The sequence below is a fragment of the Tolypothrix bouteillei VB521301 genome (assembly GCF_000760695.4).
In the GTDB taxonomy this organism is placed as follows: domain Bacteria; phylum Cyanobacteriota; class Cyanobacteriia; order Cyanobacteriales; family Nostocaceae; genus Scytonema; species Scytonema bouteillei_A.
On record NZ_JHEG04000001.1, the window covers coordinates 7,475,000 to 7,501,554 of the forward strand.

Genomic DNA, 26,555 nt, shown 5'->3' on the forward strand with positions numbered 1-26,555 from the left:
TGAAAATTCTTCCAATGACTCATAACAATCCTCACTAGTTAACTTTAATTATACTGACTTAACTCAATTGCAGCATACCTCTCCAAACGCTCTTACGCTCTTTGTTATCTGACAAGAAAAAACTATCATCACACAGGAAGAATAGAAGTATGAAATTTCTGCAATTTTTATTAGAAATCTCATGGCGGAATATTTTGATTGCAACAGTCACGGGTTTAATGAGTGGTGTTTTTAATGCAATGCTCATTTCACTTATCAATCGTTCTGTCAGTCAAGCATCATTTCCTGATGCATTATTATATTTTGCCGCGTTAGGTTTCAGTGCTCTCCTTACCAGTGTCATCACGCAATTTCTGCTCATCCGTCTCTCGCAAAATGCAATCTACCAATTGCGGGTGAGGTTAAGCCAAAATATCTTATTTTCTCCTTTACAACATTTAGAAAGACTTGGGGAAAGTCGTTTACTCGCTACTTTGACTGATGATGTGCGCGTCCTTTCCCACGCTGTGTCTGCAATTCCTAGCATTTGTATCGATCTCGCTACTGTCATTGGATGCTTTGTGTACTTGGCTTTAATTTCAAACATTATATTTGCGGCGTCGTTTACTACATCTGTTCTGGCAATGTGGTGTGTTCAAACTATACTTGGCAAAGCACAGGGTTTATTTTCGCTAGCACGTGAAGAGGAGGATAATTTATACAAACATTTTCAAGGTCTGACTAGAGGTACTAAAGAACTGAAACTGCATAAGTCGAGACGAGAAGATTTTTACTCTAAGAGCTTGCAAGGAAGTGCATCATTATTACGGTATAAAAATACGACCGCAATGCAAATTTTTGCGATCGCTAATGGGTTAGGGCAGTTTATGCAACTTTCTAGTTTAGCTATAGTTCTGTTTGTATTACCCTGGTTAATTGATATTCCACTTTCACTACTAGCAACCTATGTTTTAACTATGACCTATTTGTCTCTTCCTCTTCAGAACTTGTTGCGTAGGTTACCCGATTTATTACAAGGAAATGTTGCTCTACAAAAAATTGAAATGATGAAGCTGTCATTAACAGAAAAAACCGAAATTGCTACTCAAATCAATACTTACGCGATCGCGCAACCAGATCGAGTTGAGTTTAAACTCGAACTCGACCAAGTTACTTATTTGTATCACCCTAATGGTCATGAGAAAGAGTTTTTGTCAGAGCCAAACGATCCATCTTTGCCCATGCGATCGAGACATCAGCACAAACCAAAACATCAACCGGGAGATATGCCTCCTCCCCCCCACGATGAGAAAGGATTTCGCCTCGGTCCCATCAGTCTAACTTTGCAGTCTGGAGAAATAACATTTATTATAGGAGGCAATGGTAGTGGCAAGTCAACGTTAGCCAAATTAATTACAGGGTTGTATCCACCTAATACTGGTTCAATTTATCTCAACGGACTACTCATCACAGATCGGAATCAGGAATGGTATCGCCAACATTTCTCTGCTGTATTCTCTGACTTTTATCTTTTTGATAGCTGTTTGGGATTCGATCGAACAGATCTCGATCGACAAGTTGAAATTTATCTCAAGCAATTGCAGTTAGACCACAAGGTTCAAGTGAGAAATGGTGTTTTATCAACAACTAGTTTATCTCAAGGACAGAGAAAGCGCCTTGCTTTACTAACAGCTTATTTAGAAGATCGCCCTATTTATTTATTCGATGAGTGGGCATCTGACCAAGAGCCGCACTTCCGAGACTTGTTTTACAGACAAAGCCTTATGGAACTTAAAGAGAAGGGTAAGGCAGTTATAGTTATCACTCATGATGACCGTTACTTTCACCTCGCCGACCAAATTATTAAGCTAGATTATGGTAAGGTAGAATCCGATCGCGTTCCGAAAACTAATTACCTAAAGTAAGCTCGACAGTGACCCGATGGCACAAAACTATAGCAGAAAAAGAATGCCGTGATTAGAAAAAATGTGCATAAATGTGAAGCTCCTTTGGAGTAAAAATTATGGAAATTTCTGAACAAGAACTTTCTCAAAAAATTTGTGATGATGTGACTCAAATTGAAGTTGATTTAGAGACTGCCTTGAAAGAAATACTTGAACAAGCTGGCAGCAAAATTAAGCCAGAGAAACAAGAGGAGATTAAGAAAGAGATGGAAGGAACAAAGCAAGTTCTCGAACGCTTCAAAAGTAGATATGGTTAGCTGTTCTTGGCAATACTTGCTGGAAAAAGTCTGTAGGAGCAAACATGGCATTAAATCCTTTTGAATTAAACGATTACTCGAATCAAACAGCGTTAAGTGATTCCACATCTTCACTCCAACCCGTCAAGAAGCAGGGCATACCAAAATGGTGGCTGAAATTACTCACCTTATTCCTGCTTGCAGGCGGTAGTTATCTCGCTTACAATCAGCTCGTTAAGCAACAACAGCGAGCAAATCACCGACCACCAATAATCTCTTTAGAACGAGGTTCTTTTTCGATTACTGTCTCAGCCAATGGTACTGTTGAACCGGAACAGGCAATCAACATCAGCCCTAAAAATGCAGGTATTCTCAAAAGCCTACAGGTTAAAGAGAGCGATCGCGTTAGCAAAGGGCAGGTGTTAGCTCGCATGGATGATTCCAATCTACAGGGACAATTGACGCAAGAGCAAGGGAGACTAGCACAAGCTCAGGCAAATCTACGCAAGCTAAAAGCAGGGAACCGTCCTCAAGAAATCGCTCAGTCTCAGGCTAGATTGGAGGAACTGCAAGCAAAATTAGACAAACTCATAAAAGGAAATCGCCCTCAGGATATTGCTCAAGCACAAGCCCGCTTAGACCAAGCTAAAGCTAGGTTATACAAAGCAGACGATGAGTTTCGCCGCACGGAGAAACTTTATCAGGCTGGAGCAATTTCCCTACAAACCTTAAACCAGAAATCTGCAGATCGCGACAGCGCTCTAGCCCAAGTCACAGAAGCACAACAAGCACTGTCTCTGCAAAAAGCAGGAACTCGTCAAGAAGAAATCAACCAAGCCCGTGCAGAGGTAAAACAGCAACAGCAAGCCTTAAGTCTCCTGAAAGCAGGAACCCGTCAGGAAGAAATTGACCAAGCTCGTGCAGAGGTGAAATCTGCTCGCGGTGCGCTGCAAAACATCCAAACCCAGATTGATGATACACTTATTCGCGCACCTTTTGATGGAGTTATCATTCGCAAGTATGCCGATCCCGGTGCTTTTGTCACGCCAATGACGGCAAGCAGTTCTGTTTCTTCCGCAACTTCATCATCGATTCTGGCATTGGCTGATGTCAATCAGGTGGTGTCAAACGTGTCGGAAAGCAACATTTCCCAGATTCGTGTCGGTCAGCAAGCAATTATCAAGGCAGATGCTTATCCTGGAAAAACGTTTCCAGGACGAGTCTCACAAATCGCTGCTCAAGCCACAGTAGAGCAAAATGTTACGAGCTTTGAAGTGAAAGTCGCTCTTCTCTCAGGTGCAGATCGGTTGTTGCGTTCTGGAATGAATGTATCTGTGGAGTTTAAAGTTGGTCAGTTGCAGAATGCGATCGCTGTACCGACGGTTGCAGTTACACGCCAGCAGAACGTCACGGGTGTTTTTGTTGTGCGTAAAGGTCAACTCCCTAAATTTACTCCCATCACAACCGGAGCAACGGTGAATAATCGTACTGAGGTGAAGACGGGACTCGATGGAACAGAACACATATTAATCAGCCCCCCGCCCGAACCTAAAGATCGACCTGGTTTTTCTTTTCCAAATCTTTTCGGAGGCTCTAATGGGCCGAAAGAAGGTCCTCCTGGACCGCCACCTGGTGGTGGTGGACCTCCTCCTCATTAATTTAATCAAAACCATGAAAATTTCTTTCCGCTTACCTCAAAGTATGGCGACCGAGCGGCGTAGCACGACTGTGCCGACTATCGAAATTATCACAATGGCGGTTGAGGCGTTATGGAGTAACAAACTTCGTACCGGATTGACGATGTTGGGTGTAATTATTGGCATTGCTTCTGTGATTGCAATTACTTCCGTTGGACAGGGCGTACAAAAAGCGACCGAACAGCAAATTCAGGCGTTGGGAACTGATGTTTTACAAATTTTTCCAGGGTCAGCTAAAACGGGTGGTATCAGTCAAGGGATGGGTTCTAGCTCGACACTAACTTGGGAAGATGCTAAAGCAATTCAAGAGCAGGCTCCTGCTGCTAAAGTTGTTTCCGCCTACCTACAACGTCCGGGACAAGTCGTTTATGGAAAGTTAAATCACTCGACCAATATTGTGGGAATTGATTTAAACTATCTTGAAGCGAGAAATACTCAACTTACACAAGGCAGGTTTTTTACTTCCGAAGAAATGGACACAGCTAAACCAGTTGCTGTTCTGGGTTCTTCAGTATGGGAGGAACTATTTGATAGCAGTAAAAATGTTGTGGGCGAACAGATTCGGATTCAACGTAATATTTACGAAGTTATTGGCATATTTGAGAAGAAGGGTTCGGAAGGTTCGATGGATCGGGACGATCAAGTGTTTATTCCTCTCACCAATATGTCAAGTCGAATCGTGGGGAATAATGCTTTGAAAGGGTTTGCTGTCAATGGAATTTATGTGAAAGTAGGCGATCGCGACCGATCGCAAACAGCGCAATTTCAGGTTGTGAACCTTCTACGGTTGCGCCACAATCTCAGTCCATCGCAGTCTGATGATTTTAGCATTAGGAATCGCACGGACATTGTTAACGCTTTTACAACTGTGGTGGGTTTGTTTACAGTTATGGTAGTGGCGATCGCAAGCATTTCTCTATTAGTAGGAGGTATTGGTATCGCTAACATCATGTTGGTGTCGGTTATCGAACGGACGCGAGAGATTGGTATTCGTAAAGCAGTTGGAGCAACTAACTCTGCGATTTTGAATCAGTTTTTAGCCGAATCTGTTGTGATTTCTACTGCGGGAGGAGGTATTGGCATAGGAATTGGCATTGCGATCGCCTTTAGCTCTGCCATGCTTTTGCACTTTCCCTTTGTGGTTTCTGTTTGGTCAGTTGTGTGTGGGTTTGGATTATCGTTCATTGTTGGGTTGTTGGCTGGAGTGATTCCGGCTCGGAATGCTGCTCGGTTAGACCCCATTGCTGCATTAAGGAGTGATTGATATGGCTACTATGATTTGGATGCAGGCGATTACCAAAACCTATCGCTTAGGTGAAGTGAATGTACCCGTGCTGAAGCGGATTGATTTAGAGATTGAGCAAGGAGAGTATGTTGCCATTATGGGTACGTCTGGTTCGGGTAAGTCCACACTGATGAACCTTATTGGCTGCTTAGATCGTCCGACGGATGGTCACTATGTCTTTGAGGGTAGGAATTTAACGACTCTTAGCAATGATAAATTGGCACATATTCGCAATCAGAGGATTGGGTTTGTTTTTCAGCAATTTAATTTGTTACCGCGTTCTACCGCGCTTGAGAATGTTATGTTGCCAATGATTTATGCTAATGTCCCCAAGCAAAAACGCCGCCAACAAGCAATCCAAGCACTGACACGGGTGGGATTGGGCGATCGCTTGTTCAATCGTCCCAGTCAACTTTCAGGAGGACAACAGCAACGGGTAGCGATCGCTCGTGCTTTGGTTAACCGACCGGCGCTTGTGTTAGCAGATGAGCCAACGGGTGCGTTAGACACGGAAACCTCTCAAGAAGTAATGGATTTACTGACTGAACTCAACCAACAACACATTACGATTGTAATTGTCACCCATGCTCCTGAAATTGCTGCTCAAACAAGACGAGTGATTCGAGTTCAAGATGGTCTAATTGTATAATTGCTGACTAATGATCTGTTACTAACAACTAACCACTAACTGTACGTTTGTTCATTTTTAAAGAGCAAGATTTAATTAAGCTTTACAGGGCTTATAATCCAAGCGATGCAACTGCCTCAGGCATTTTTGTCTCCCACAGAGCTTTTGGCTATTTTATGATTTATGCTATCCCTATGCCTTAAATAATCGCCTCTGTGAGCCTTCTGTGATGGTCATAAAGTTGACTAACAAATAACGGCTTACTTAAAAATCTCTTTCACGAATGCATTAAGGCTTTAATTCCTCTTCGATCGAAATAAGCGAACGTACAGCACTAACAACTTTTTTAGGAGTTTGATTTCCATGAAAATTAATCGATTGTTGATCTTAACTGCTGTTCCTTTAACGATTGGGGCTTGTAGTTTTTTAGCACCACCACCAAATGGTACAGGCGGATTGCAACCACCACCTCGTATTGATTTTAATACTGCTGCTAAAAAACTAGGAGTGACTGAAGTTCAATTGAAAGCAGCCTTAAAAGTGCCTGAGAAACTACCGATAGAGCCTTCATCTACTCCTCCACCACCTCCCGATATTAAAGGTGCTGCAACAAAATTAGGCATAAGCGAGAGAAAATTGATAGAGGTTTTGGGGATTCCGCCCCATCCGCCAAACGCTCAGCCTTCTACAACAAAATAGTTTGATTATGAAATTTCGCTCTGTTAGGATTTTCTTCATTGTTGTAACGTTGTTGTTTGTATGGTCTTGCGCCAATCAACCGCTCGCATCTATGCTTCAAGCGCCCTCTCCTGCTGCAACAGTGGCAAAAAATCTGCCAACAGTAACAGGTGTAGATCTTAGACACCTACCAATCGGTGATGGGCGAATTTCGGTGCAACCTAAAGTAGGTTCTGTGTGGTCGTGCAGAACTCGTTTTAGAAACAAAGGAGGAGCACACGCTAGTGGAGACTGGATTCAAGCAGACGGCACTTATAACTTGACAGCTAAGCCAACAGTTAATGGTGCAGTTCATTGGCCAAGTCAGTTCACAATTACACTTCAAAATAACATTCGTACAATTACTGGGAACAGACTCCCAAAAAGTGTGACTGGTAAGTTTCCTATCTCACCTGATGATGATGCTTACGCCTACGATCGCAATCCCAATTCAATTACGGCTGAAGCATACCAAATCAAGTTACCAGCCATACCTCAAGCAACAGAGGAGCCATCATGCTTGCCATTAGGAGCGATCGGTGTGTTAACAAACGGTGGATATTTTTTCAATGCTCTTGATGCGCGTGGTGAAGATGCTGTAGCCCACGAAATCCAAGATAGTTGTCAAGGACATCCAGAGAGAGGTGGTGCATACCACTACCATAGCGTTACGACCTGTCTGGAGGCTCAGAGCAAAGAGCATTCGGCTTTACTAGGTTATGCATTCGATGGATTTGGTATCTACGGTCATTACGATAAGAATGGTAAAGTGCTTACCAACACCGATCTTGATGCATGCCACGGTCATACTCACGAAATTGAATGGGATGGGAAGAAGCAGAAGCTATACCATTACCATGCTACTTGGGAGTATCCTTACACGGTCGGATGCTACCGAGGTAAGCCGAATTCTGTTACAAAAATTCGCCGTTAGTTAGTAGTCGGTAGATTCAAACTGAACAAAATATTAAAATGAAGGTGTGTTATTTATGGTCAAAGAAAACAAGTCTTTACCCGTAGATTTAGACGATACTGAAAAGGAAAAATTACGTCAAATTGCAATGAAGTGGGGAGTCAGTTTATCGGCTGCAATTAAGAAGTTAATTAAAGAGGCTCCTTTGTGAGAGCTAAAACAGTAATTCACGATTTTAGTCAATAGGCATCTCCGAAAAAGACGTAGGGCGCGGCGACCTTGCGCCCCTACCAAAACTTTTGGGGAAATTTATCTGTTTAGAGGGAGCGATCGCAGTGAGTACGTACCTACATTTCAAATTCTCCGCAATGCAATAAAAGACCTCGCCGATATACTCAGCGACTATACTCGAAGAATCACCCAACATAATTACTCAACAACACAGTTCTTATGAGTCAAAGCATTGATGAACGAGTCCGTTGGACAACAAGAGACTTAGAACTATTGCCCGATAACGGCAATCGATATGAAATTATTGATGGAGAGCTATTTGTGACGAGAGCACCACATTGGAAACATCAAAAAACTTGTAACAACGTTGGAGCAGAACTGAGGGCTTGGTCGCTGTCAACGGGATTGGGCGAGGCTGTCCCCACCCCAGGACTCATTTTTACTGATGCGGATAATGTCATTCCTGATGTAGTATGGGTGAGTAAGGAACGTCTCCCGCTCTTACTTGACGATGCCGGACATTTGACAGGAGCGCCAGAACTTATTGTGGAAGTCCTCTCACCAGGTATAGACAATGAGCAGCGTGACCGCGAGACAAAACTAAAGCTATATACTTCCAGAGGAGTACGGGAATATTGGATTTTAGATTGGCGATTGCAGCAAGTAGAGGTATATCGAAGGGAAAGAGCAGTTCTCAAATTAGTCACAACACTATTTGCTACAGATGAACTCACCTCACCCCTACTACCGAACTTTACCTGTCCTGTTGCACGGTTCTTTATTTAGCTCAATTTATAACTATTGAGGACATTCGCGACTCAAGACAAGCTTTCCCGAAGGCAAATAATACACATTTTGTGGTTCTAGAATCGGGTCACCCTTTTGCCAAGGACGCGATCTATTCTCAGTTTGTACGTTACGAACATCACCTGTGGAATAAACTGAAACGGCAATATCCCCAGGACGGTTGGGCAAACCACCAGAACCCGTAACGGTGAATGTATTTTCTTGTTTACCACGGCGAGCAATGCAACTATTAGCAATCAGGGCATTGGTATCAATTGGAGTTTGCACTAATTCTGCCAAATTGTTTTGAATATAGCTAGTGTCGGGGATAAAAGTGTTTCCTGATGAAAGTTCTCCAGTTGCATTAATATCGGCGCGATTATTACCATTTAAGAAGTTGTTTGAAGGGTTGGGTTTAATTTGAGAAGAAGCGGGATTAAAATTAAAACCGAAGTAAGCAGGTGTATTGAGAGTAATGTTTCCTCCCTTTCCTTGTTGAGCAAAAGCAAAGAGATCGCTGTCATCAAAGGCGATAATCGCTGATGCTGTTATGTCTATATTACCGCCATTAGCATTGCTACTCGCTTGAGTCGATATATCGCTATTATTACTAAGGAGTAATCTATCGGCAATTCGGAGGGTAATATTTCCACCAGATAAACTAGTCGAGCTTGCTACTGAAGGTGTATTCAACGCGAGTATAGATGAATTGCGATCGAGAGTAAAGGAATTAGCGCTTATCATGATGTTTCCAGCATTTCCTTGTCCTTGAGATTCAGTACTGAGCTGCGCTCCATTGTTGAAAAATATTTTAGAAGTTTTAATATCAATCTCACCAGCATTTCCTTCTCCTGTCTTCCCTACTCCACTATCGATTGAACTGTTATCAACAAAAACAGTATCTTTGGCAGTTATTCTCATATTCCCTCCATTTCCTTTTCCAAAAATACTCGTACTTAAACGAGCACCATTAGCGATCGAGATGGCATTGGCTTCAAGTTTAATATTGCTGCCATTAGCCCTTGCTCCAGGAGCCACAGCAGTCACAATAGAACTGTTAAAACCATCAAAAGATATAGAATCAGTAGCTTGAATGGAGAGAGTACCTGCTTCCCCTATAGAATTAGAGTAAGAACGAGCTAATAATGCAGATCCATTAGTAAAAGAAACATTTTTAGCGAAGATCGAAATAGTACCGACTTTTCCTTCTGCTGACGTTCCATTGGGTTGTCCCAAACTACTCTCAATAATACTCCCATTAGCTGCAGAAAAAAGGTCTCTAGCTTCGAGGGAAATATTTCCTGCATTTCCCTGTCTTGTATTACTATTAGCTATTAGAGAATTATTATTTAGAAAGATTTGCGGGGATTTAATTTCAATTTTTCCTGCATTCCCTTCTCCCAAAAAGTTAAATTCTTGTGCAAAGAGTACACTGCTATTGATGCTACTTCGATCCAAAATAATTTTTTCATTAGCATTAATCTGAATATTTCCAGCGTCTCCCTTTGTTAAACTGCTAGCTTCAACAAAAGCATCGTTAAGTAATGAGATTTTTTTCGCATTAATACTAATATTGCCACCTTTTCCTTGAGCGTTAGGAAGTAGTACACTCTCAATTTGCCCACTATCAGAAACCACTTCATTTTTTGCTTCAATCTTTACATTACCAGCATTACCTTTCCCAGAGCTACTAACGCTGATATTACCATTATTGCCAATCGTTAGATTACCAGTAGATATCTCAATATTCCCTCCTCTTCCTTGAGTATCTGGGGTGAGTAAAGTACTGTCAATTCGTCCACCATCTAAAACAATGCTCTCAGTAGCATTGATAACAATATCTCCTGCTTTAGTGTCTTGGGAACCTAAACTACCAGTAATACTTGCACTTAAAGCACTCCCCTCTCTCAGTTCTAAATTCTTGCTGTTAATTGCGATCGCTGAAAGCGGTGGCTCTTGCACTATCGCGCCTCCTCCGGAAAGAACACTGACACTTGCACCTTTACTCAAGAAAACATTGCTTCTTTCCACATTCTCAGGAAAACTCAAACTTATATTTTTACCATCCTCATTCAATATAACTGTTCCTGCACTAGCTAATCCTCCTAGCTCTACTCTTCCACCATTTGCGATCGCTACTCCTCCATCCATCCTCACATTACCACCTACCAACAGCAAACTCGTGCCATCGGGAACGCGCAGCAAACCAGAATTATTCTGAATAGATACCGTTTGATTAATTCGATTAAAAAATAATGCTCCTGGATTAATAGTTAATAACGACGAAGGAGCTTCTGGATTCGTAGCACTAAAAAATCCTTGATTTCCAAACTGAACATCGTTGGCAGTGGTTGCAATAAAGGAACCTTGTACATTTAGTCTAGCATTTTCCCCAAATATAATTCCATTAGGATTAATGAGAAATAAGTTAGGTTTGGAGTTGCCAAAAGTTCCCAGTGTACCCAAAATTTCAGAGCGGTTTCCACCTGTAACTCGTGTTAATATATTTTGAATCCTCCCATTAGAATTGAAAAAATAAACTCCTCTTTGCTTACCAACGTTAAATTCTTTAAAACTATGAAACAAGTTAATTGCGCGAATAGCACCACCAGTAATGACCTCAATTGGTTGTCCCTGAAAATTCTGTATGATTTGAGATGATTCACTCCCAAGCGTGTCATCTGCTTGAATATTACTGGGAGTACTCTGAGACAAAACTTTATCGGTAAATAGATTTAGTAATAATAATGTTAAAAATAATACGGGTTTAAACTGCCAATAACCCCAAGACTGCTTGGTGTCAGGAAAATAGGAATTACGATCGGAAACAATTATTTCGCGCTTTGCACTTTTCTGTCTGGTGAATTGCATATTTTAACAAGCCAAGTTGCTAATGTTGGTATTTTAGTATGCATAAACAGTGAATGCAATTTCCTTATGATTCTTTAATGATATTTATTAAATACATAGCTAATTCAAGAAACTTCTTACATTAACTCATAGTTTTTCTAAATGAATTCAGAACTCAAATGTGAATTTCAAGAATGTGCTGTGGCGTGAGTACTAAGACTATTAGAGAAACAAGGAGACGCTCGTGATTACCCAGTCTATTCGTAACATTCTATTCGCAATGACTTTAGCATTACCCACACTACCACTTGCTAACCAAAATGCGCTTGCAAATGACCGTCGTGATTTCGTTATTTATAACAATAATGAATTAGAAATTACAAAATTGTATGTTTCTTCTGGGAGTTCAAAGTACTGGGGTTCAAACCTTATCCAATCAGATATTGTTAGTGGTAGTTCTGGAAAAATAACGTTTGGTAATAACAGTAACCAATGTGTCTATGATATCAAAGCGGTTTACACTGACAAGACTTATGATGTTAGTCGCGCTAATCTTTGCCAAACTTATGGAATAACCTTCTATGGTCACGGTGGCGATTACCGATAGATTTATCTGTTTAGAGGAAGCGATCGCTATTAGGAGATCGCCTCTTCTGCAATACGTATTAACCCTCAATGACTTCAAATCGAAATATTGTCTCTCTTCTATCCAGGATATGGTAAAAAATTCAGATCTTGAATAAAGCGATAGTCTCGCTAATTTTTACTAAGTAAAGAATAAAGCACATCTACATATTGAGTAACTCTAAAATTTACAAACAGTAACGTTGTCTTTAAAACCTATCTTGCCATGATTTAGGATGACGTTTGCTGTGAAAGCAAGCAATAACAGAAATGATGTCTTGCTCGAACACGTAAAGGATTCCATAGGGGAAACGTCAAACTAATGCTCGTCGCACTTGTTTGTGGATGATAGGATAGATCGGAGGATTACGTCCAATTCCAGATAAACAAGTATCGACTGCTCGGACAAACTCAGAGCCTAAACCTGAAGTATGTGCTTCGTACCACTCGAAAGCGTCTTGAATATCCAGTTCTGCTTCAGGACGTGTATCTGCTATACACGTTAGCGAAACTTACCAAAGGTATCGCTGTGTTTATTCCCTGTAACTATCGACACTCTCGACTCATCACCAATCGACCATTTGAGAGTCGATAAACCCCTTGCGGTTCGATGATAGGGTCGCCTTTTTTCCAAAGACGCGATGTCTTTTCATCTATGACATTGCGTACATCACCTGTAGAATAATTTGATACCGACGCTTCACTAGGGCGGTTGGGTAAACCACCTGCACCCGTGATAATGAAACTACCCTGTTGTTTCGTCTGACTCCGAACTATGCAACTATTGGCGATAAGTGTGTTGGTGTCGATCGCATTTGTAGGAAGAGCGGTGAGGCTGTTTTGAATTGAACTGTTATCAGGAGAATTAACATTAATAGTTCCCGGTAAGCCAAGGTTTGAACTTGCAGTAATATCATTTGTTTGATTTGATGGTTGGGAACGCGCTTCAATACCAAAAATTCCACGTGCATTAATGTTTACATTACCACCTGTACCCCTAAAGGCATTGGCTGTGATGTCGTTGTTTTCATTAGGAAATGCGATGAGGAAGGGTGTATTAATTGTGATGTTGCCACCATTACCACCTGCTTGGGCTGTTCCTGCGGTAGTGGAAATTTGGCTTCCATTGCGTAGAAATAAGTATTGTCCAAGGTTTAAATTGATATTGCCTCCGTCAGTAGAAGTTGTTTGGGCAGTAATTTGACCATTATTGAGGCGGGCAACATTAGCAGTAATATTAATATCGCCTGCTGTACCTTTTCCCTGGCTGCTACTGCTGATAAATCCACCATCTGCAACGTTCAACAACGGCGTTTCAATTGTGAGACTTCCACCATTACCTGTACTTCTTTCAGATGCAGCAGCAGTGATTTTGCTAGTTCTTTGTCTTTCCAATGTACCTGTAGAGACACCTGCGACATTTACAGATTCGCTAGCGCGGATGAAGATTTTTCCTGCGTCACCTTCTCCTGTAGTTTGAACAAAAACTTCTGCACCATCTTTTACACTTAATGTTCTCGTTTCAATCGTCAAATTTCCACCTTTTCCTACAGGCGATCTGCCGTTGCGAGGGTCTATAATATTTGCTTCGATTCTTCCATCTGTTTGAACACCTGCAAAAATACCTGTGTTGTAAAAGTTAGGTTTCTCTGTTTCAAATAAATCTATTTCATCAGCACGAATAAAAACATTACCAGCATCACCATCACCAAAGGTTGCTGCTTGTATTTTGCTGCCATCACTCACACTTAAGCGCCTAGTTTCAATAGTTAAGTTACCTCCTCTCCCTTTACCGAGTAAATCTATTTGAGCGAATAAACCACCAGGATAACCGACTGAACCCGTATTACTTGTATCACCTTCACGTTTAAGAATTTGTCCACTTAATTCCACAGACTCAGTAGCGATGATTTTAAAATCACCTACATTTCCCTCGCCCAATACACTAGGTCCTATTTGTGAGTCTCTAACAATTAACCTTCCTGTTTTGACAGTGATATTTCCAGAGTTACCTCTGGCGCTTTGTAGAACGTCAGATTCTAAGTTACCATCACTTAATATTTCTAATAAATCTTTAGCTTCAACTGTAATGTTTCCTCCATTTCCTTGTCCAGAAGTGTTAGCAACGATTCCTGCTCTATTTGCAATATTTAAAGACCCAGTAGTAATGTCTATACTTCCAGCATTTCCTACCGCACTGCTCTGAACATTGTTGTAAATATATGATGCAGCATCTAGAAAAATTGCATCACGAACTGTGACGGAAATATTACCTGAATCACCTTTACCAGAAGTAGTAGAACTTATCTCTCCACCATCTTTTACAAAAACATTTCCAGCTTGAACTTTGATATCCCCAGAACGCCCAATTGCACCAGCACCAAGATTGGCAAACACACCACTGTTTTTCCCAATAGTCAATGCATCTCGCACGTTAATATTTAACGTGCCACCAATACCTTGCCCACCCGGACGTGTGTTAGAGGCTCCGTTGACACCAAACTGTAATCGCCCATCATTCATTAGAGACAGCGATCCTGCAGTAATACTTATATTGCCACCATTTCCTATAGCTCCAGCAAGTACATTGCTATATACACTGCTGTAATTTCCATCGCTATCTACCCCATCAAAAGTAACTGCATCCCTAGCTTGAATCGTGACGTTTCCCGCATTCCCGCGTCCGCGAGTAAAGGAATTAATTTGAGCGCCATTTTTTACCGCAAGTACACCTGTTGTGATATCTATATTTCCAGCATTTCCTACTGCACTGCTACTCTGAACATTGTTGGAAATATATGATGATGCAGCATCTAGAAAAATTGCATCACGAGCTGTGACGGAAATATTACCTGAATCACCTTTACCAGAAGTAGTAGAACTTATCTCTCCACCATCTTTTACGAAAACATTTCCAGCCCGAATTTTGATATCCCCACCACGTCCAATTGCACCAGCACCAAGATTGGCAAACACACCACTGTTTTTCCCAATAGTCAATGCATCTCGCACGTTAATATTTAACGTGCCACCAATACCTTGCCCACCCGGAAGTGTGTTAGAAGCTCCGTTAACACCAACCTGTATTCGCCCACCGTTCGACAGAGACAATGAGCTTGCAGTAATATTTATATTGCCGCCATTTCCTATAGCTCCAGATTCTACAGTGCTAGATACACTGCTTTCATTCCCATCACTATTCGCCCCATCAAAAGTAATTGCATTCCTGGCTTGAATGGTTATATTTCCCGCATTCCCTTGTCCGCGAGTAAAGCTATTGATTTGAGCGCCATTTGTCGCAGAAAAGGAACCTGTAGTAATACTTATGCCACCACTGTTACCAACAGCATTACTTTGCTGTACGTTGCTATAAATACCACTGGTATCTAGAGAAATAGTGTCAAGAACTGTTATAGAAATTTTTCCCGAATCTCCTTTACCCAAAGTACTGGAAATTATCTCTCCACCATCTTTGACAAAAAGATTTCCAGCTTGAATGTTGACATCTCCACCGCGTCCAGTTGCATCAGTACCAAGATTGGCAAATACACCACTGTCTTTGCCAATAGTCAATGCATCTCGCACATTAATATTTACAGTACCACCAATACCTTGCCCACCAGGAAAGGTTCTAGAGGCTTCACGGATACCGCTATTTAAGTACCCACCATTTGTCAGGGATAATGAACCAGCAGTGATACTGATATTGCCACCATTACCCACTCCACCTGCTAAAACATTACTATATAAAGCACTGAGATTTCCATTACTATCTATCCCATCAAAAGTGACTGCATCCCTAGCTTGAATGGTTATATTGCCTGCATTTCCTTGTCCGCGAGTAAAGCTATTTATTTGAGCGCCATTGATGACAGAAAGCGAAGCAGTAGTAATACTTATGCCACCACTGTTACCAACAGCATCTCTTTGCTGTATGTTATTATAAATACCTTCGGTGTCTAGAGAAATAGTGTCAAGAACTGTTATAGAAATTTTCCCCGAATCTCCTTCACCAAAAGTACTGGAAATTATCTCTCCACCATCTCTGATAAACAAGTTCCCAGCTTGAATGTTGACATCTCCACCGCGTCCAATTGCACCAGCACCAAGATTAGCAAATACACCACTATCTTTCCCAATGGTCAATGCATCTCGCACGTTGACATTTAAAGTACCGCCATTACCTCGACCACCCAGAAGTGTATCAGATGCTTCACGAACACCCACTCCTAATAGTCCACCATTTGTTAAAAATAACGACCTAGCAGTAATATTTATACTGCCACCGTTACCTATAGCTCCAGGTTCTACATCACTAAATGAAGCGCTTGGAAATCCGTCGCTATCTATCCCATCAAAAATGACTGCATCCCTGGCTTGAATTGTAATATTTCCCGCATTTCCTCGTCCGCGAGTCAAAGAATCTATTTGAGCGCCACCTGTTACTTCAAGGGAACCAGTGTTAATTGTTATATCACCAGCATTACCTACTGCTTCTGCTCGAACTGAGTTGAAAATTAAGCTATTTGTCCCTGCAAGTTTTATTTGCCCTATTGCATCAACTTTGATGTTCCCTGCCTGAGTTCCTGTTGTCCCTAAACCTTGCCCGATACCTCCAAGAATTTGACTACCTTCTAAAATCTTTAAATTTCGGGCATTAACCGCAATACTACCACCACTATCACCAGTAACATCAACTACAGCCCTGTTGGTAAGAGATATATCTCCTCGTTGCACTCTGTCTGGAAAAGTTAAACTGAAATTCTTCCCATTTTCTTGAATTCCAATGCTTCCCGCTTCTACCAATCCTCCTAACTCGATTCTTCCACCAGAAGCGATCGCCCATCCCCTATCCATGCTGACATTACCACCAACAAGCAGCAAACTCTTACCATCTAGAACGCGCAAACCAAGTACATCATCACCCGCAAGGTCTTTTCCTGCATCTGCAATTGAATTATTCTGAATCGATGCAGTTTGATTAATTTGATTAAAAAACAACGATCCTGGGTTAATCGTCAGTAACGACGAAGGTGTTTCTGGATTGGTAGCACTAAAAGTCCCTAAATTTTCAAACTGAATCCCGTTCGCTGTCGTCGCCACAAACGAACCATTCACATCCAAACTGGCATTTTGCCCAAAGATTATTCCATTTGGGTTAATTAGAAACAGATTGGCATTACCTAATACACCAAGCGTTCCTCGAATATTGGAGGGATTGTTCCCCGTCACGCGACTCAAAATATTCTGGATGCCAACAGGATTGGTGAAGTACACACCCTGTTGATTACCAACATTAAATTCGCTAAAACTGTGGAATAGGTTTGCTCCTCGAATCGCTCCGCTATCAATGCGATCGCTAAGCTGATTGTTGATAAGAATATTGGGAGTAACAACAGAGCTTTCAGCACCCAGAGTGGTATCAGGTGCGATCTGGGCTAGAGCACAATTTCTAGAGTTGGTGCTGACTCCACAAAACACCAATGTACTGACCAGCAATAATTTCCAGTTCCGTCGCTGCCAACACTGAACCATAAAAGTCCCCCAAAATCATATCAGCGATTAATTGCTAACCTCTCACCGCCGATTGCGTTTAAATAGACCACACTGTTTAAACTACACATTATTGACGATACCATCTTTTTTGGAAAATTGAATTGCCTATAACTGCAACAAATAATACATTTTCCCGGTGCAAATTTAGAAGTTTTACGTATAAGTTAAGACTGGAAATTGTGAAGTCATAAATTATAACTTGAGTAAAATTTTCAACAATTCTACTAATTTTTGCGATAACTTGGTGAGGTTATTTTGAATGGAACTGGTGTCAGGTGCGGAAATATTTCCAGAAGCGATCGCACCCGTTGCGTTCACATCTACACAATTATTGCCATCAAGTGTTTGCCCCTTTGTGACTCGTTGTGCAGCCCGATAGCCAAAACCGAAAAAGGCTTTTGTCTTGAGGGTAATATTACCGCCTCAACCATCAAGGGCAAAAGCAAGAATATCGCTAAATAGATGTAAAAAATAATACGATTTTAAACTGCCAATAACCCCAATCCTGCTTGGTGTCAGGAAAATAGAGATTACAATCAGAAAAAATTAGTTCGCACTTTGCACTTTTCTGTCTAGTGAATTGCATATTTTAACAAGCCAAGTTGATAATGTTGGTATTTTAGTATGCAGAAACTGTGAATGCAATTTCCTGATGATTCTTTGATGATATTTATTAAACACATAGCTAATTCAAGAAACTTCTTACATTAACTCATAGTTTTTCTAAATGAATTCATAACTCAAATGTGAATTTCAAGAATGTGCTGTGGCGTGAGTACTAAGACTATTAGAGAAAAAAGGAGACCATCGTGATTACCCACTCCAACCGCTAAAACATTCCTCGATGAAGCACTGAAATTTCTATTACTATCTTTCCCATCAAAAGTGACTGTATCCCTAGTTTGAATCGGACCCTTTTGAAATTACTAATGGTAGAAATATACTAGAAGTTAGTCTTTCAGTTGATGACCTTTCCTCTACTACTAACGCAACATATAATGCTACCCTGAGTGGCTCTCTTATCTGAGCATTAAAAATATTGACTAAAAATAAACATTTATGTATGTGTCATATAACTCACTTGCAAAGGAAAAACTAATGTGATATTTTGCGTTTTAAGTCTCAGTAAAAATACTAGTTTAAAAATTTGCTAAATTCATAAAAAAATAATGGATATCATTAACTTTTAAAATAGCTTGTAAGTTTGCCAGCGATGGCTCGCAAGTCTTTTAGCATAACTATTTTTGCTAGGGAGTGTTGTTAATAGTACAGGAGAGTCTACAGTTGGATAATATTGTTATGCGCCTGATGCCAAAACGACAACAGCATATTGTAGGTACTGGCTGTTGCAAATATATAAATTTGGCAATATCCGTTACCGTAAGTCTTTCTACTTTTATTTGCCTATTTCCCACTGCATTTGCTCAATCTGCACCACCGCCGGGAGTAACGATTCCTCCTGAAACTCCTGATACAATTGAGCGCATAACTCCTCAACCCAACGAATCACCAAGCCCCCTTCCTCAAGAACCTCCAACAGAACCACCAAAACCCAGTCTTGAAACTCCTCCCACTCAAGAATCACCTGAAGCCACATTTGGGGAAGAGAGTCGCATTCCCATTAAGAAAATAGAGGTACTGGGAAGTACAGTGTTGCAAGACAAGATTCAAAAATTAATCGAACCCTTGGAAAAGAAGGGAAAAGTCACTTTTGAAGAATTGCTTCAACTGCGTTCTAACATTACTCAAGTGTATCTAGACAACGGTTATGTGACTAGTGGAGCATTCTTGCCAAATAATCAAGATATCAGTAGTGGAACGATTAAAATCCAAGTTGTTGAGGGAGAGTTAGAGAATATTGAACTAAGTGGATTAAATAGATTACAAAGAGGGTATGTGCGATCGCGTTTGCGAAGAGCCACCTCAAAGCCATTAAACCAAAAGCGTTTGGAAGAAGCGCTACAACTTCTACAACTCGATCCTCTCATCAGTCGGGTGAATGCAGAACTCACAGCCGGTAGTACGCCTGGACGAAATATATTAGAAGTACAAATACAAGAAGCACAAGCCTTTCACGCTGGGGTTTCTATAGATAACACTCAGTCCCCTAGTATTGGTTCGTTACAAGGAAGCGTTTTTATTGCCCATGATAATGTACTTGGTTTTGGCGATCGCTTTAATGCCGAATACGGTAGAACAGAAGGCTTGAATCTTTACGATATTAACTACACTATTCCCATCAACTCCCTAAATGGGACTATTGGATTCCGATATAGCAATACAGACAGTCGTATTATAGAAGACCCATTTGAAGAACTAGATATTAAAAGTGAGACACAGACATATTCTCTAAGTGTTCGTCAACCTTTATACAGAACTCCAACCTCCGAATTTGCTCTCGGTCTATCCTTAGACTTGCGTCGAAACCAAACCTTCATACTTGATGATATTCCCTATTCCTTTTCAGAAGGTCCTGAAAATGGCGAATCAAAAGTGACAGTCATTCGCTTTTCTCAAGATTGGGTGAATCGTAACGCCAATAGAGTCTTAGCCGCACGTTCTCAATTTAGCTTGGGTATAAATGCTTTTGATGCTACAAATAACGATACGGGTACAGATGGTCAATTCTTTTCCTGGTTGGGACAATTTCAGTGGGTACAGAGGCTATCACCAAGAACCTTATTATTAGCACGACTGAACGCACAATTGACAGGAGACTCATTACTCTCTCTAGAAAAGTTAAGTATTGGTGGATTCGATACAGTCAGAGGATATCGCCAAAACCAACTTGTTGCGGATAACGGTGTAGCAGGTTCACTTGAAGTTCGCTTTCCCCCAATTGCTAGCTACACTGCATTGCAGTTAGCACCCTTTTTCGATATTGGTACAACTTGGAACAATCAAGCAGAAAATCCCGCTCCACAGACAATAGCTAGTTTAGGTTTAGGGTTAATTTGGCAACCTTCCCGGAGTTTGTATTTACGTTTGGACTATGGAGTCCCTTTAATAGATGTTGATAACCAAGGAGACTCACTGCAAGATAAGGGGTTGCATTTTTCTTTGCGGTATCAGGCGTTTTAATTGTTTTGCTAATTGCTAATTGCTAATTGCTTCATTCTAACCATTAGCCATTAGCCATTAGCTCGAGTAAACTTTCTACCAAAAGTGTGAGTCACAAGTACCGGGGATCTGTAACGATTGCGTTGAAGGGATACAGAGTAATTATGCAGATTCAAACGCCAGATTGGGTTAAACACGCTGTTTTCTATCAAATCTTTCCAGATCGCTTTGCAAAAAGCAAACAACCCCGCAAACGATTGTTACGGAGTGCTCGTTGGGAAGATTGGGAAGCTATGCCAACACTCCAAGGTTACAAGGGAGGAGATCTCTGGGGCGTGATGGAACAATTAGACTATCTACAAGATCTGGGAATAAATGCCATTTACTTCACCCCTATCTTTCAATCTGCAAGCAATCACCGCTACCACACTCACGATTATTATCAGGTAGACCCCATGTTGGGGGGTAATCCTGCTTTTAAGGAATTGTTAGAAGCCGCCCATCAACGCAATATTAAAGTCGTGTTGGATGGGGTGTTCAATCACTCCAGCCGTGGCTTTTTCTTTTTCCACGATGTTTTAGAAAATGGTCCTCATTCCCCTTGGGTGGATTGGTTTAAAATCCATGATTGGCCCGTTTCTCCCTACAATGGCGAATATCCTGCTAACTATGAAGGTTGGGCAGATAATCGGGCATTGCCAGTATTTAACCATGATAACCCGGAAGTGCGGGAATATATTATGGAAATTGCTGAATATTGGATAAAATTTGGTATGGATGGCTGGCGGTTAGATGTTCCATTTGAGGTAAAAACCCCCGGCTTTTGGCAAGAGTTCCGCGATCGCGTTAAGGCCATCAATCCCGATGCCTATATTGTCGGTGAAGTCTGGCATGATGCTCGTGAATGGTTGGATGGTACCCAATTTGATGGGGTGATGAATTATTTGTTTGCAGGACCAACAATTGCATTTACGGCAGGCGATCGCGTAGTTTTAGAACAAGTGCAAGGGCGTTCTTACGATCCCCATCCACCTTTGTTTGCCAAAGAGTATGCTGAAAAAATGCAGCACCTCCTGCAGCTTTATCCTTGGGAAATTGCACTTACCCAATTGAATTTGTTAGCCAGTCATGATACAGCAAGATTGCTAACGATTGCGGGAGGGGATAAACCAAGCATTGAATTAGCAACTTTACTCTTACTGACCTTTCCCGGTGCGCCCAGTATTTACTACGGTGACGAAGTTGGCTTACCTGGGGCTATAGATCCAGACTCTCGCCGTGGCTTTCCTCTAGAAGCAAATTGGGACACAGAAATTCTCCAGACGCATCGGGAACTGATAGCACTACGTCACGCCTATCCGAGCCTGCGTACTGGTGAGTATAGAGTTCTTTATGCTCAAGGAGCACTTTACGTCTTTGCTCGGATTTTAGGAACTGAAGAATCGATCGTTGCGGTGAATGCAGGAACTGCGCCAACAAAAGGAGATGTAGATACTAGCAGTTTAAGCAGTCAACCAAACAAGCTTCTCTTTGGTACTGCTGAGTTTGAGTGGAATGTAAAAGGCGAAACCAAGCAGCTTGTCTTAAATCTTCCAGCACGTTCCGGTTGCATTCTCGGGAATTCATAATTAAATTCTGTAGAATGGGGTTCCAGGAACCCCAATAAAAAAATACTCAACATTCTCTTGTGGAACGGGCGGTCCGGCTCGTTCCACCCAATGCATAATTTTATAGATTGGAAGTTTCTTATGATTCAGCTGCAACAAATGCAGGAATCAACACGGTATCGACAACATGAATCACGCCATTGTCAGTAAGAATGTCAGTTTTAACGACGTTAGCGTCATTCACTGTGACTTGACCGTCAGCAGTCTTGATTCCCACAATTGACCCTTCCAATGTTTCTGCATGGTCAATTTGAATCAAGTCGTCGGACCTGACATCGCCTGAGGCGACATGATAAGCTAAAATCCTTTTGAGCTTGTGTGTATCTTGGAGCAGCTCATCTAAGGTTCCTTGTGGTAACTTGGCGAATGCCTCATCCGTAGGTGCAAATACTGTAAAAGGTCCGGGACTAGAAAGAGTGTCAACTAGTCCAGCTGCTTCAACAGCTTTTACCAAAGTAGTGAAATTTCCGGCTTTAATAGCAGTTTCTACAAGGTTAGCCATAAGACACGTTAGCTTAAATTTGTTAGCGTAATGTTACAAATTATTTATAGAGCGATAAAAATGTCTCAACCTCTATCAAGGGAAAGGTTACGTGTCAAATCGGCTATCATTGGTAGGCTAATAACTTCAATTGTGACTGCTAAACTGAGATAATGACTTCCAAAAAAACAGTAATTATGCTAAAGCGTTCTAAATTTGAGACAACTCAATCTCAGATTATGTACCGTGCTGAAGAGCTCATCAATGCAGCTTCAAATCGCTACCGCATTACAGTTCAAGTGGCAAATCGTGCTAAGCGTCGGCGATATGAGGACTTTGATAGTGCGGATGATGCTATGATGAAACCCGTGCTTCGGGCCATCGTTGAGATGTCTGATGAACTGACGCAACCAGAAATTATCGGCGAAGTTTAATATGATGTCAGTTGGGAGAAGTCGAAAGTTGGGCGCGATAAGCTGGGTACGGCTTGGCTTCGCGAGCGCACTCATAAGTGCTATTGTTCTAAGTTTAAGCGTGGGTTTGCAACCAGTGTCTGCTCAAAGAGTCAACGCTGGTGATGCTTGGCGGTTAGTTTACCAACAATTGCCAGACTTTCCACGGGAAAACCAGTACACCAGTAAAGAGACTGGAAAAAAGGCTGAGAATAATACTCTGGTTAGCCGCCTGATAGCGTATCACCTTTATGTGAAAACACGTGCGCCAAATTTTCGATTGGATTGGAAGCTGACTTTGGCAGACTACCTCGGTGCCAATGAGGTGATGTATGAAGGGGCGTATCCGGGAACTGATACTTTGCGGCAAAATCCCCTAGATGGTGACAAGGCGGCGATCGCACGTCTGAACCGCCGTCAGCGAGATGCTTTGATACAAGCTTTGGTAAATGTTTTCAGTCCGAATTCCCAAAGTCCACCAACTGCTACCCCAGACAATTCATCACAGCCAGGAGAATCAGCACCAACCCGTTCGCGATCGCCCCAACCAGGCGACGCTCAACTACTAAAATAGTTTGCTAATAGCTAATGGCTAATAGCTAATTGCTCATAACCATTAGCCATTAGCTATTAGCCATTAACCATTAAACATTAGCCAAAATGCAACGCGTTCTGAAAAGCGGATTGGGTTGGCGTATTGGCTGGAATCCAACCGCACAAGAGTTTAAAGGGTTAGTTGGTACAGATGACTGGGCTATTGAATTAACTGAAGCCGAGTTGAATGATTTTTGTCGGTTGCTGGCTCAGCTAGCAGACAGCATGCAACAAATTGCCAATGAATTAATGGATGAGGAAAAAATTGCTTGTGAAGCCGAAAGCGATCTCATGTGGATGGAAGTGGAAGGTTATCCTCATGCTTACAGTCTACGCTTTATTCTCAATACGGGACGTGGTGTAGAAGGTAAATGGGAATCTTTCGCAGTTTCTGGTTTGCTACAAGCAACTGGGATGCTCAAGGTTTTTTAGACCGATCTCTTGATTTCCTCAATCTTAATTGCTATTATTGAGAGGTTGACTGCGGGGCGTAGCGCAGCTTGGTAGCGCGCCACTTTGGGGTAGTGGAGGTCGTGGGTTCGAATCCCGCCGCTCCGATTGCAGAAGCTGATTACTTATCACTTTTGTTCTTTACCTAAGATACACAAGGTATACCTTAGGTACAAAGATGGAAGTGTTAAAAGAGAAGCGTCAAAAGGGTTCTGTCTGTGTAGAGGTGTTTAAAAACCGTATTCGTTTACGGTGGACTCATGAAAGAGAAAGGCACTGTCTCTACCCAGGACTCCCTAATAATGAAATTAGCTATAAGGCAGCACTTAAGTTAGCCTCTCGGCTCGAACTAGATATAGCTTGTGATAATTTTGACCCGACGTTAGCTAAGTATAAATCCTCTGAGCAAAGTAAAAAAGAAAAGAAAGTTAAACAAGAAATAGATGTAAAACCATCTTTGTCTGTGGTCAGTCTCTTCAACCAATTTACAGACCACAAATCCAGGTATCTGTACCGTCGCAGCCTGGAGAAATATTATTCTTTGACAACTTATTTAAAGAAGTACTTCCAAAATACTTTAGCAAGTGCGATCGCTCCAAAAGATGCTGAAGCTTTTATTGAGTGGTTGAAGCCGAAACTCGAACCTATTACGCTCAAAGAAAGAATTGTTCTGTTACGTGCTTGTTGGAATTGGGCAATTAAAGAATCCCTACTAACAAACAATCCTTGGGAAGACTTACCCAGTCGAATTAAAATACCACCGAGACAGCAGCCCAAACCTTTTTCTAAAAAAGAGTTGTCAAAGATATTAGCTGCTTTTGAATCCCACGAATACTACAATCATTATCTGAGTTACGTTACATTTCGTATGTTAACGGGTGTCAGGGTAAGTGAAGCATCTGGATTGAGATGGTCAGATGTCCGTGATGATTTTAGCAGCATTTGGATTGGTTCTAGTTTGGCTAGGGGCGATCGCAAAAGTACAAAAACAAATAAAGCCAGAACTATTCCATGCAACCAGCAATTAAAAGACCTGTTAAAGTCCATAAAACCTAAAGATGCTAAACCAGATGATTTAGTCTTTCCAAGTAGAGAGGGTTCGTATATTGACGACAATAACTTTAACAAACGTGCTTGGAAGACCTGTCTTGCTATTGGTCGCACACTACCGATGATATAGTTCAGAAAAAAATAGCGCTTAAACTTAGAAAACTCCATACTGTAGTGAAAAAAGGAGATAAAGTTGAAAAGCTGTTTGTTTTTGCTTCGGATCGGAACAAGACTAGTGCTTTTAAATTCTGCCGTAGCGCTTTAACAGAAGACCTTAAAACGGTGTATAACGGGCATTTATTAGCATTTACCAACGTTACCGTTGACTTGCGTACAGGGGAGCAACTTCCTCATGATAAGAAACATTTCCTAACAAGTGCTATTCCAGTTCCTTACGAAAAGAATTCAGACTGCCCGGAAGAATTTAGACAGTTTGTAATAGACGCTTACGGGGAAGAATATCTACCTTTGATTCGAGCGCTTACATCAATGTACCTCGATCCTACTAGCCCTAATGGATACTTCACTCATATAATTGGACCTTCTGGTTCTGGTAAAGGTACGTTGCTAAGATTCTGGCAATCAATGTTCGCTGAAGAAAACGTGCGATCGCTAAATTCGTTTAAAGAATTAGGTAACCCAGAAGGTAGACATCAGCATTTACACCAGTTTCCGATGTTATGAGGTACAGTTAGTATTAATAAAATCAAAAGATAAGACTGTCATGAAAGCATATTCAGTAGATATTCGAGAAAAAATAGTGGCAGCACATATTGAGGAAAAAATCTCGATTCGTCAAGTAGCACTCAGATTTGCAGTGAGCAAAAGTTTAGTACAAAAGCTAGTAAAGCAACAAAAAAGTCATGGTAATTTACAACCATTAAAACCGGGTAAGCCACGATTTAGTCATCTGACAAATGCGGAATTAGAGTTAAGAGAACTAGTGTCAGAGAATCCGGATGCAACAATAGTGGAATTCTGTGAATTATTTGCGGCAAAGACAGGTAATTGGGTGAGTCAGACGGCAATGTGTCGTTCTTTACAAAAATTAGGATTAAATCGCAAAAAAAAACATTGCGGAGTAGCCAAGCAGCAACTCCAAGAGTTCAAAAACTCAGAGTAGAATATTGGGAAAAAGTCAAGGAGATAGAGCCAGAAAACTTGGTATTTTTAGATGAAACAGGGGTAATACTGGGTTTAGCAAGAACGCATGCACGTTCACAAAAGGGAACAAGAGTATATGAAATGAAGCCATTTTACCGGGGAGCAAAAGTTACGGTGATTGGAGCAATAAGTCTTAAAAAAGTTGTGGCATTAATGACAATAAATAACTCA

Annotated in this window: 21 protein-coding genes, 1 tRNA gene and 1 pseudogene; 19 read left to right on the forward strand and 4 right to left on the reverse strand. The window is 41.3% G+C overall.

Annotated elements, in window-relative coordinates:
• Positions 1 to 149 precede the first annotated feature (149 nt).
• The 9 genes from HC643_RS41665 to HC643_RS30560 all read left to right on the forward strand — a co-directional run bounded on the left by HC643_RS41665 (position 150) and on the right by HC643_RS30560 (position 8,436).
• On the forward strand, positions 150 to 1,904 hold the full coding sequence (locus tag HC643_RS41665) for an ATP-binding cassette domain-containing protein (protein WP_038082088.1): 1,755 nt from the start codon (positions 150 to 152) through the stop codon (positions 1,902 to 1,904).
• Positions 1,905 to 2,002: 98 nt separating this feature from the next.
• Positions 2,003 to 2,200, forward strand: coding sequence for a hypothetical protein (locus HC643_RS30525; protein WP_038082089.1), 198 nt, complete (start codon positions 2,003 to 2,005; stop codon positions 2,198 to 2,200).
• A 44-nt stretch (positions 2,201 to 2,244) separates the two neighbouring features.
• A complete protein-coding gene (locus tag HC643_RS30530) occupies positions 2,245 to 3,837 on the forward strand; it encodes an efflux RND transporter periplasmic adaptor subunit (RefSeq protein WP_050046677.1) in 1,593 nt (530 codons plus the stop codon).
• A 13-nt stretch (positions 3,838 to 3,850) separates the two neighbouring features.
• On the forward strand, positions 3,851 to 5,140 hold the full coding sequence (locus tag HC643_RS30535; protein WP_082051885.1) for an ABC transporter permease: 1,290 nt from the start codon (positions 3,851 to 3,853) through the stop codon (positions 5,138 to 5,140).
• A 1-nt stretch (position 5,141) separates the two neighbouring features.
• Positions 5,142 to 5,810, forward strand: coding sequence for an ABC transporter ATP-binding protein (locus HC643_RS30540; protein ID WP_272899950.1), 669 nt, complete (start codon positions 5,142 to 5,144; stop codon positions 5,808 to 5,810).
• 342 nt (positions 5,811 to 6,152) lie between these two features.
• Positions 6,153 to 6,488 (forward strand): hypothetical protein, encoded by a 336-nt coding sequence (locus HC643_RS30545; protein ID WP_038082090.1) that lies wholly within the window; start codon positions 6,153 to 6,155, stop codon positions 6,486 to 6,488.
• Positions 6,489 to 6,495: 7 nt separating this feature from the next.
• The gene (locus HC643_RS30550) at positions 6,496 to 7,440 is read left to right on the forward strand and encodes a YHYH protein (protein WP_082051884.1); all 945 of its coding nucleotides are present in this window, start codon (positions 6,496 to 6,498) and stop codon (positions 7,438 to 7,440) included.
• A 55-nt stretch (positions 7,441 to 7,495) separates the two neighbouring features.
• Positions 7,496 to 7,630, forward strand: a complete 135-nt coding sequence (locus tag HC643_RS30555) for a histone H1 (RefSeq protein ID WP_038082092.1) — start codon at positions 7,496 to 7,498, stop codon at positions 7,628 to 7,630.
• Positions 7,631 to 7,869: 239 nt separating this feature from the next.
• A complete protein-coding gene (locus tag HC643_RS30560; protein ID WP_038082094.1) occupies positions 7,870 to 8,436 on the forward strand; it encodes a Uma2 family endonuclease in 567 nt (188 codons plus the stop codon).
• Positions 8,437 to 8,448: 12 nt separating this feature from the next.
• Here the strand turns inward: HC643_RS30560 and HC643_RS30565 are convergent, their stop codons facing one another.
• Positions 8,449 to 11,307, reverse strand: coding sequence for a two-partner secretion domain-containing protein (locus HC643_RS30565; RefSeq protein WP_038082095.1), 2,859 nt, complete (start codon positions 11,305 to 11,307; stop codon positions 8,449 to 8,451).
• Positions 11,308 to 11,530: 223 nt separating this feature from the next.
• Between HC643_RS30565 and HC643_RS30570 the strand changes: the two genes are divergently transcribed.
• The gene (locus HC643_RS30570; RefSeq protein ID WP_038082098.1) at positions 11,531 to 11,893 is read left to right on the forward strand and encodes a hypothetical protein; all 363 of its coding nucleotides are present in this window, start codon (positions 11,531 to 11,533) and stop codon (positions 11,891 to 11,893) included.
• 226 nt (positions 11,894 to 12,119) lie between these two features.
• Here the strand turns inward: HC643_RS30570 and HC643_RS41670 are convergent.
• Positions 12,120 to 12,407: pseudogene (locus HC643_RS41670) on the reverse strand (type II toxin-antitoxin system RelE/ParE family toxin).
• 49 nt (positions 12,408 to 12,456) lie between these two features.
• Positions 12,457 to 17,445: a beta strand repeat-containing protein gene (locus HC643_RS30580; RefSeq protein WP_167844782.1), complete on the reverse strand. Its 4,989-nt coding sequence runs from the start codon at positions 17,443 to 17,445 to the stop codon at positions 12,457 to 12,459.
• A gap of 1,329 nt (positions 17,446 to 18,774) precedes the next feature.
• Here HC643_RS30580 and HC643_RS30585 point away from each other — a divergent pair.
• Together HC643_RS30585 and HC643_RS30590 are read left to right on the forward strand one after the other, a co-directional pair.
• Positions 18,775 to 20,547 (forward strand): ShlB/FhaC/HecB family hemolysin secretion/activation protein, encoded by a 1,773-nt coding sequence (locus HC643_RS30585; RefSeq protein WP_082051883.1) that lies wholly within the window; start codon positions 18,775 to 18,777, stop codon positions 20,545 to 20,547.
• A 143-nt stretch (positions 20,548 to 20,690) separates the two neighbouring features.
• Positions 20,691 to 22,154 (forward strand): glycoside hydrolase family 13 protein, encoded by a 1,464-nt coding sequence (locus HC643_RS30590; RefSeq protein ID WP_038082100.1) that lies wholly within the window; start codon positions 20,691 to 20,693, stop codon positions 22,152 to 22,154.
• Positions 22,155 to 22,272: 118 nt separating this feature from the next.
• Here HC643_RS30590 and HC643_RS30595 read toward each other — a convergent pair whose 3' ends face one another.
• Positions 22,273 to 22,695 carry a fasciclin domain-containing protein gene (locus tag HC643_RS30595; protein ID WP_038082101.1) on the reverse strand — a complete coding sequence of 141 codons (423 nt, stop codon included), beginning with the start codon at positions 22,693 to 22,695 and terminating at the stop codon, positions 22,273 to 22,275.
• 176 nt (positions 22,696 to 22,871) lie between these two features.
• On the opposite strand from HC643_RS30595, the gene HC643_RS30600 reads away from it, so the two are divergent.
• From HC643_RS30600 to HC643_RS30630, 7 genes are all read left to right on the forward strand, one after another.
• Entirely contained in the window at positions 22,872 to 23,108 is a 237-nt protein-coding gene (locus tag HC643_RS30600; RefSeq protein WP_038082102.1) for a DNA-directed RNA polymerase subunit omega, read from the forward strand.
• Positions 23,109 to 23,112: 4 nt separating this feature from the next.
• Positions 23,113 to 23,700 carry a hypothetical protein gene (locus HC643_RS30605; RefSeq protein ID WP_050046902.1) on the forward strand — a complete coding sequence of 196 codons (588 nt, stop codon included), beginning with the start codon at positions 23,113 to 23,115 and terminating at the stop codon, positions 23,698 to 23,700.
• 86 nt (positions 23,701 to 23,786) lie between these two features.
• Positions 23,787 to 24,152: a DUF1818 family protein gene (locus HC643_RS30610; protein WP_038082103.1), complete on the forward strand. Its 366-nt coding sequence runs from the start codon at positions 23,787 to 23,789 to the stop codon at positions 24,150 to 24,152.
• Positions 24,153 to 24,204: 52 nt separating this feature from the next.
• Positions 24,205 to 24,278 (forward strand) — tRNA-Pro (locus tag HC643_RS30615).
• Between the two features lie 70 nt (positions 24,279 to 24,348).
• Complete coding sequence (locus HC643_RS30620; RefSeq protein WP_050046676.1) at positions 24,349 to 25,350, forward strand: site-specific integrase; 1,002 nt, start codon at positions 24,349 to 24,351, stop codon at positions 25,348 to 25,350.
• Between the two features lie 44 nt (positions 25,351 to 25,394).
• Positions 25,395 to 25,904, forward strand: coding sequence for a hypothetical protein (locus HC643_RS30625; protein ID WP_038082104.1), 510 nt, complete (start codon positions 25,395 to 25,397; stop codon positions 25,902 to 25,904).
• Between the two features lie 40 nt (positions 25,905 to 25,944).
• The gene (locus HC643_RS30630) at positions 25,945 to 26,343 is read left to right on the forward strand and encodes a helix-turn-helix domain-containing protein (protein ID WP_038092057.1); all 399 of its coding nucleotides are present in this window, start codon (positions 25,945 to 25,947) and stop codon (positions 26,341 to 26,343) included.
• Positions 26,344 to 26,555: the final 212 nt, after the last annotated feature.

Coding starts and splice junctions, on each gene's coding strand:
- HC643_RS41665 (WP_038082088.1), top strand. CDS start 150: ATGAAATTTCTGCAATTTTTATTAGAAATCTCATGGCGGAATATTTTG.
- HC643_RS30525 (WP_038082089.1), top strand. CDS start 2,003: ATGGAAATTTCTGAACAAGAACTTTCTCAAAAAATTTGTGATGATGTG.
- HC643_RS30530 (WP_050046677.1), top strand. CDS start 2,245: ATGGCATTAAATCCTTTTGAATTAAACGATTACTCGAATCAAACAGCG.
- HC643_RS30535 (WP_082051885.1), top strand. CDS start 3,851: ATGAAAATTTCTTTCCGCTTACCTCAAAGTATGGCGACCGAGCGGCGT.
- HC643_RS30540 (WP_272899950.1), top strand. CDS start 5,142: ATGGCTACTATGATTTGGATGCAGGCGATTACCAAAACCTATCGCTTA.
- HC643_RS30545 (WP_038082090.1), top strand. CDS start 6,153: ATGAAAATTAATCGATTGTTGATCTTAACTGCTGTTCCTTTAACGATT.
- HC643_RS30550 (WP_082051884.1), top strand. CDS start 6,496: ATGAAATTTCGCTCTGTTAGGATTTTCTTCATTGTTGTAACGTTGTTG.
- HC643_RS30555 (WP_038082092.1), top strand. CDS start 7,496: ATGGTCAAAGAAAACAAGTCTTTACCCGTAGATTTAGACGATACTGAA.
- HC643_RS30560 (WP_038082094.1), top strand. CDS start 7,870: ATGAGTCAAAGCATTGATGAACGAGTCCGTTGGACAACAAGAGACTTA.
- HC643_RS30565 (WP_038082095.1), bottom strand. CDS start 11,307: ATGCAATTCACCAGACAGAAAAGTGCAAAGCGCGAAATAATTGTTTCC.
- HC643_RS30580 (WP_167844782.1), bottom strand. CDS start 17,445: ATGGTTCAGTGTTGGCAGCGACGGAACTGGAAATTATTGCTGGTCAGT.
- HC643_RS30585 (WP_082051883.1), top strand. CDS start 18,775: ATGCCAAAACGACAACAGCATATTGTAGGTACTGGCTGTTGCAAATAT.
- HC643_RS30590 (WP_038082100.1), top strand. CDS start 20,691: ATGCAGATTCAAACGCCAGATTGGGTTAAACACGCTGTTTTCTATCAA.
- HC643_RS30595 (WP_038082101.1), bottom strand. CDS start 22,695: ATGGCTAACCTTGTAGAAACTGCTATTAAAGCCGGAAATTTCACTACT.
- HC643_RS30600 (WP_038082102.1), top strand. CDS start 22,872: ATGCTAAAGCGTTCTAAATTTGAGACAACTCAATCTCAGATTATGTAC.
- HC643_RS30605 (WP_050046902.1), top strand. CDS start 23,113: ATGTCAGTTGGGAGAAGTCGAAAGTTGGGCGCGATAAGCTGGGTACGG.
- HC643_RS30610 (WP_038082103.1), top strand. CDS start 23,787: ATGCAACGCGTTCTGAAAAGCGGATTGGGTTGGCGTATTGGCTGGAAT.
- HC643_RS30620 (WP_050046676.1), top strand. CDS start 24,349: ATGGAAGTGTTAAAAGAGAAGCGTCAAAAGGGTTCTGTCTGTGTAGAG.
- HC643_RS30630 (WP_038092057.1), top strand. CDS start 25,945: ATGAAAGCATATTCAGTAGATATTCGAGAAAAAATAGTGGCAGCACAT.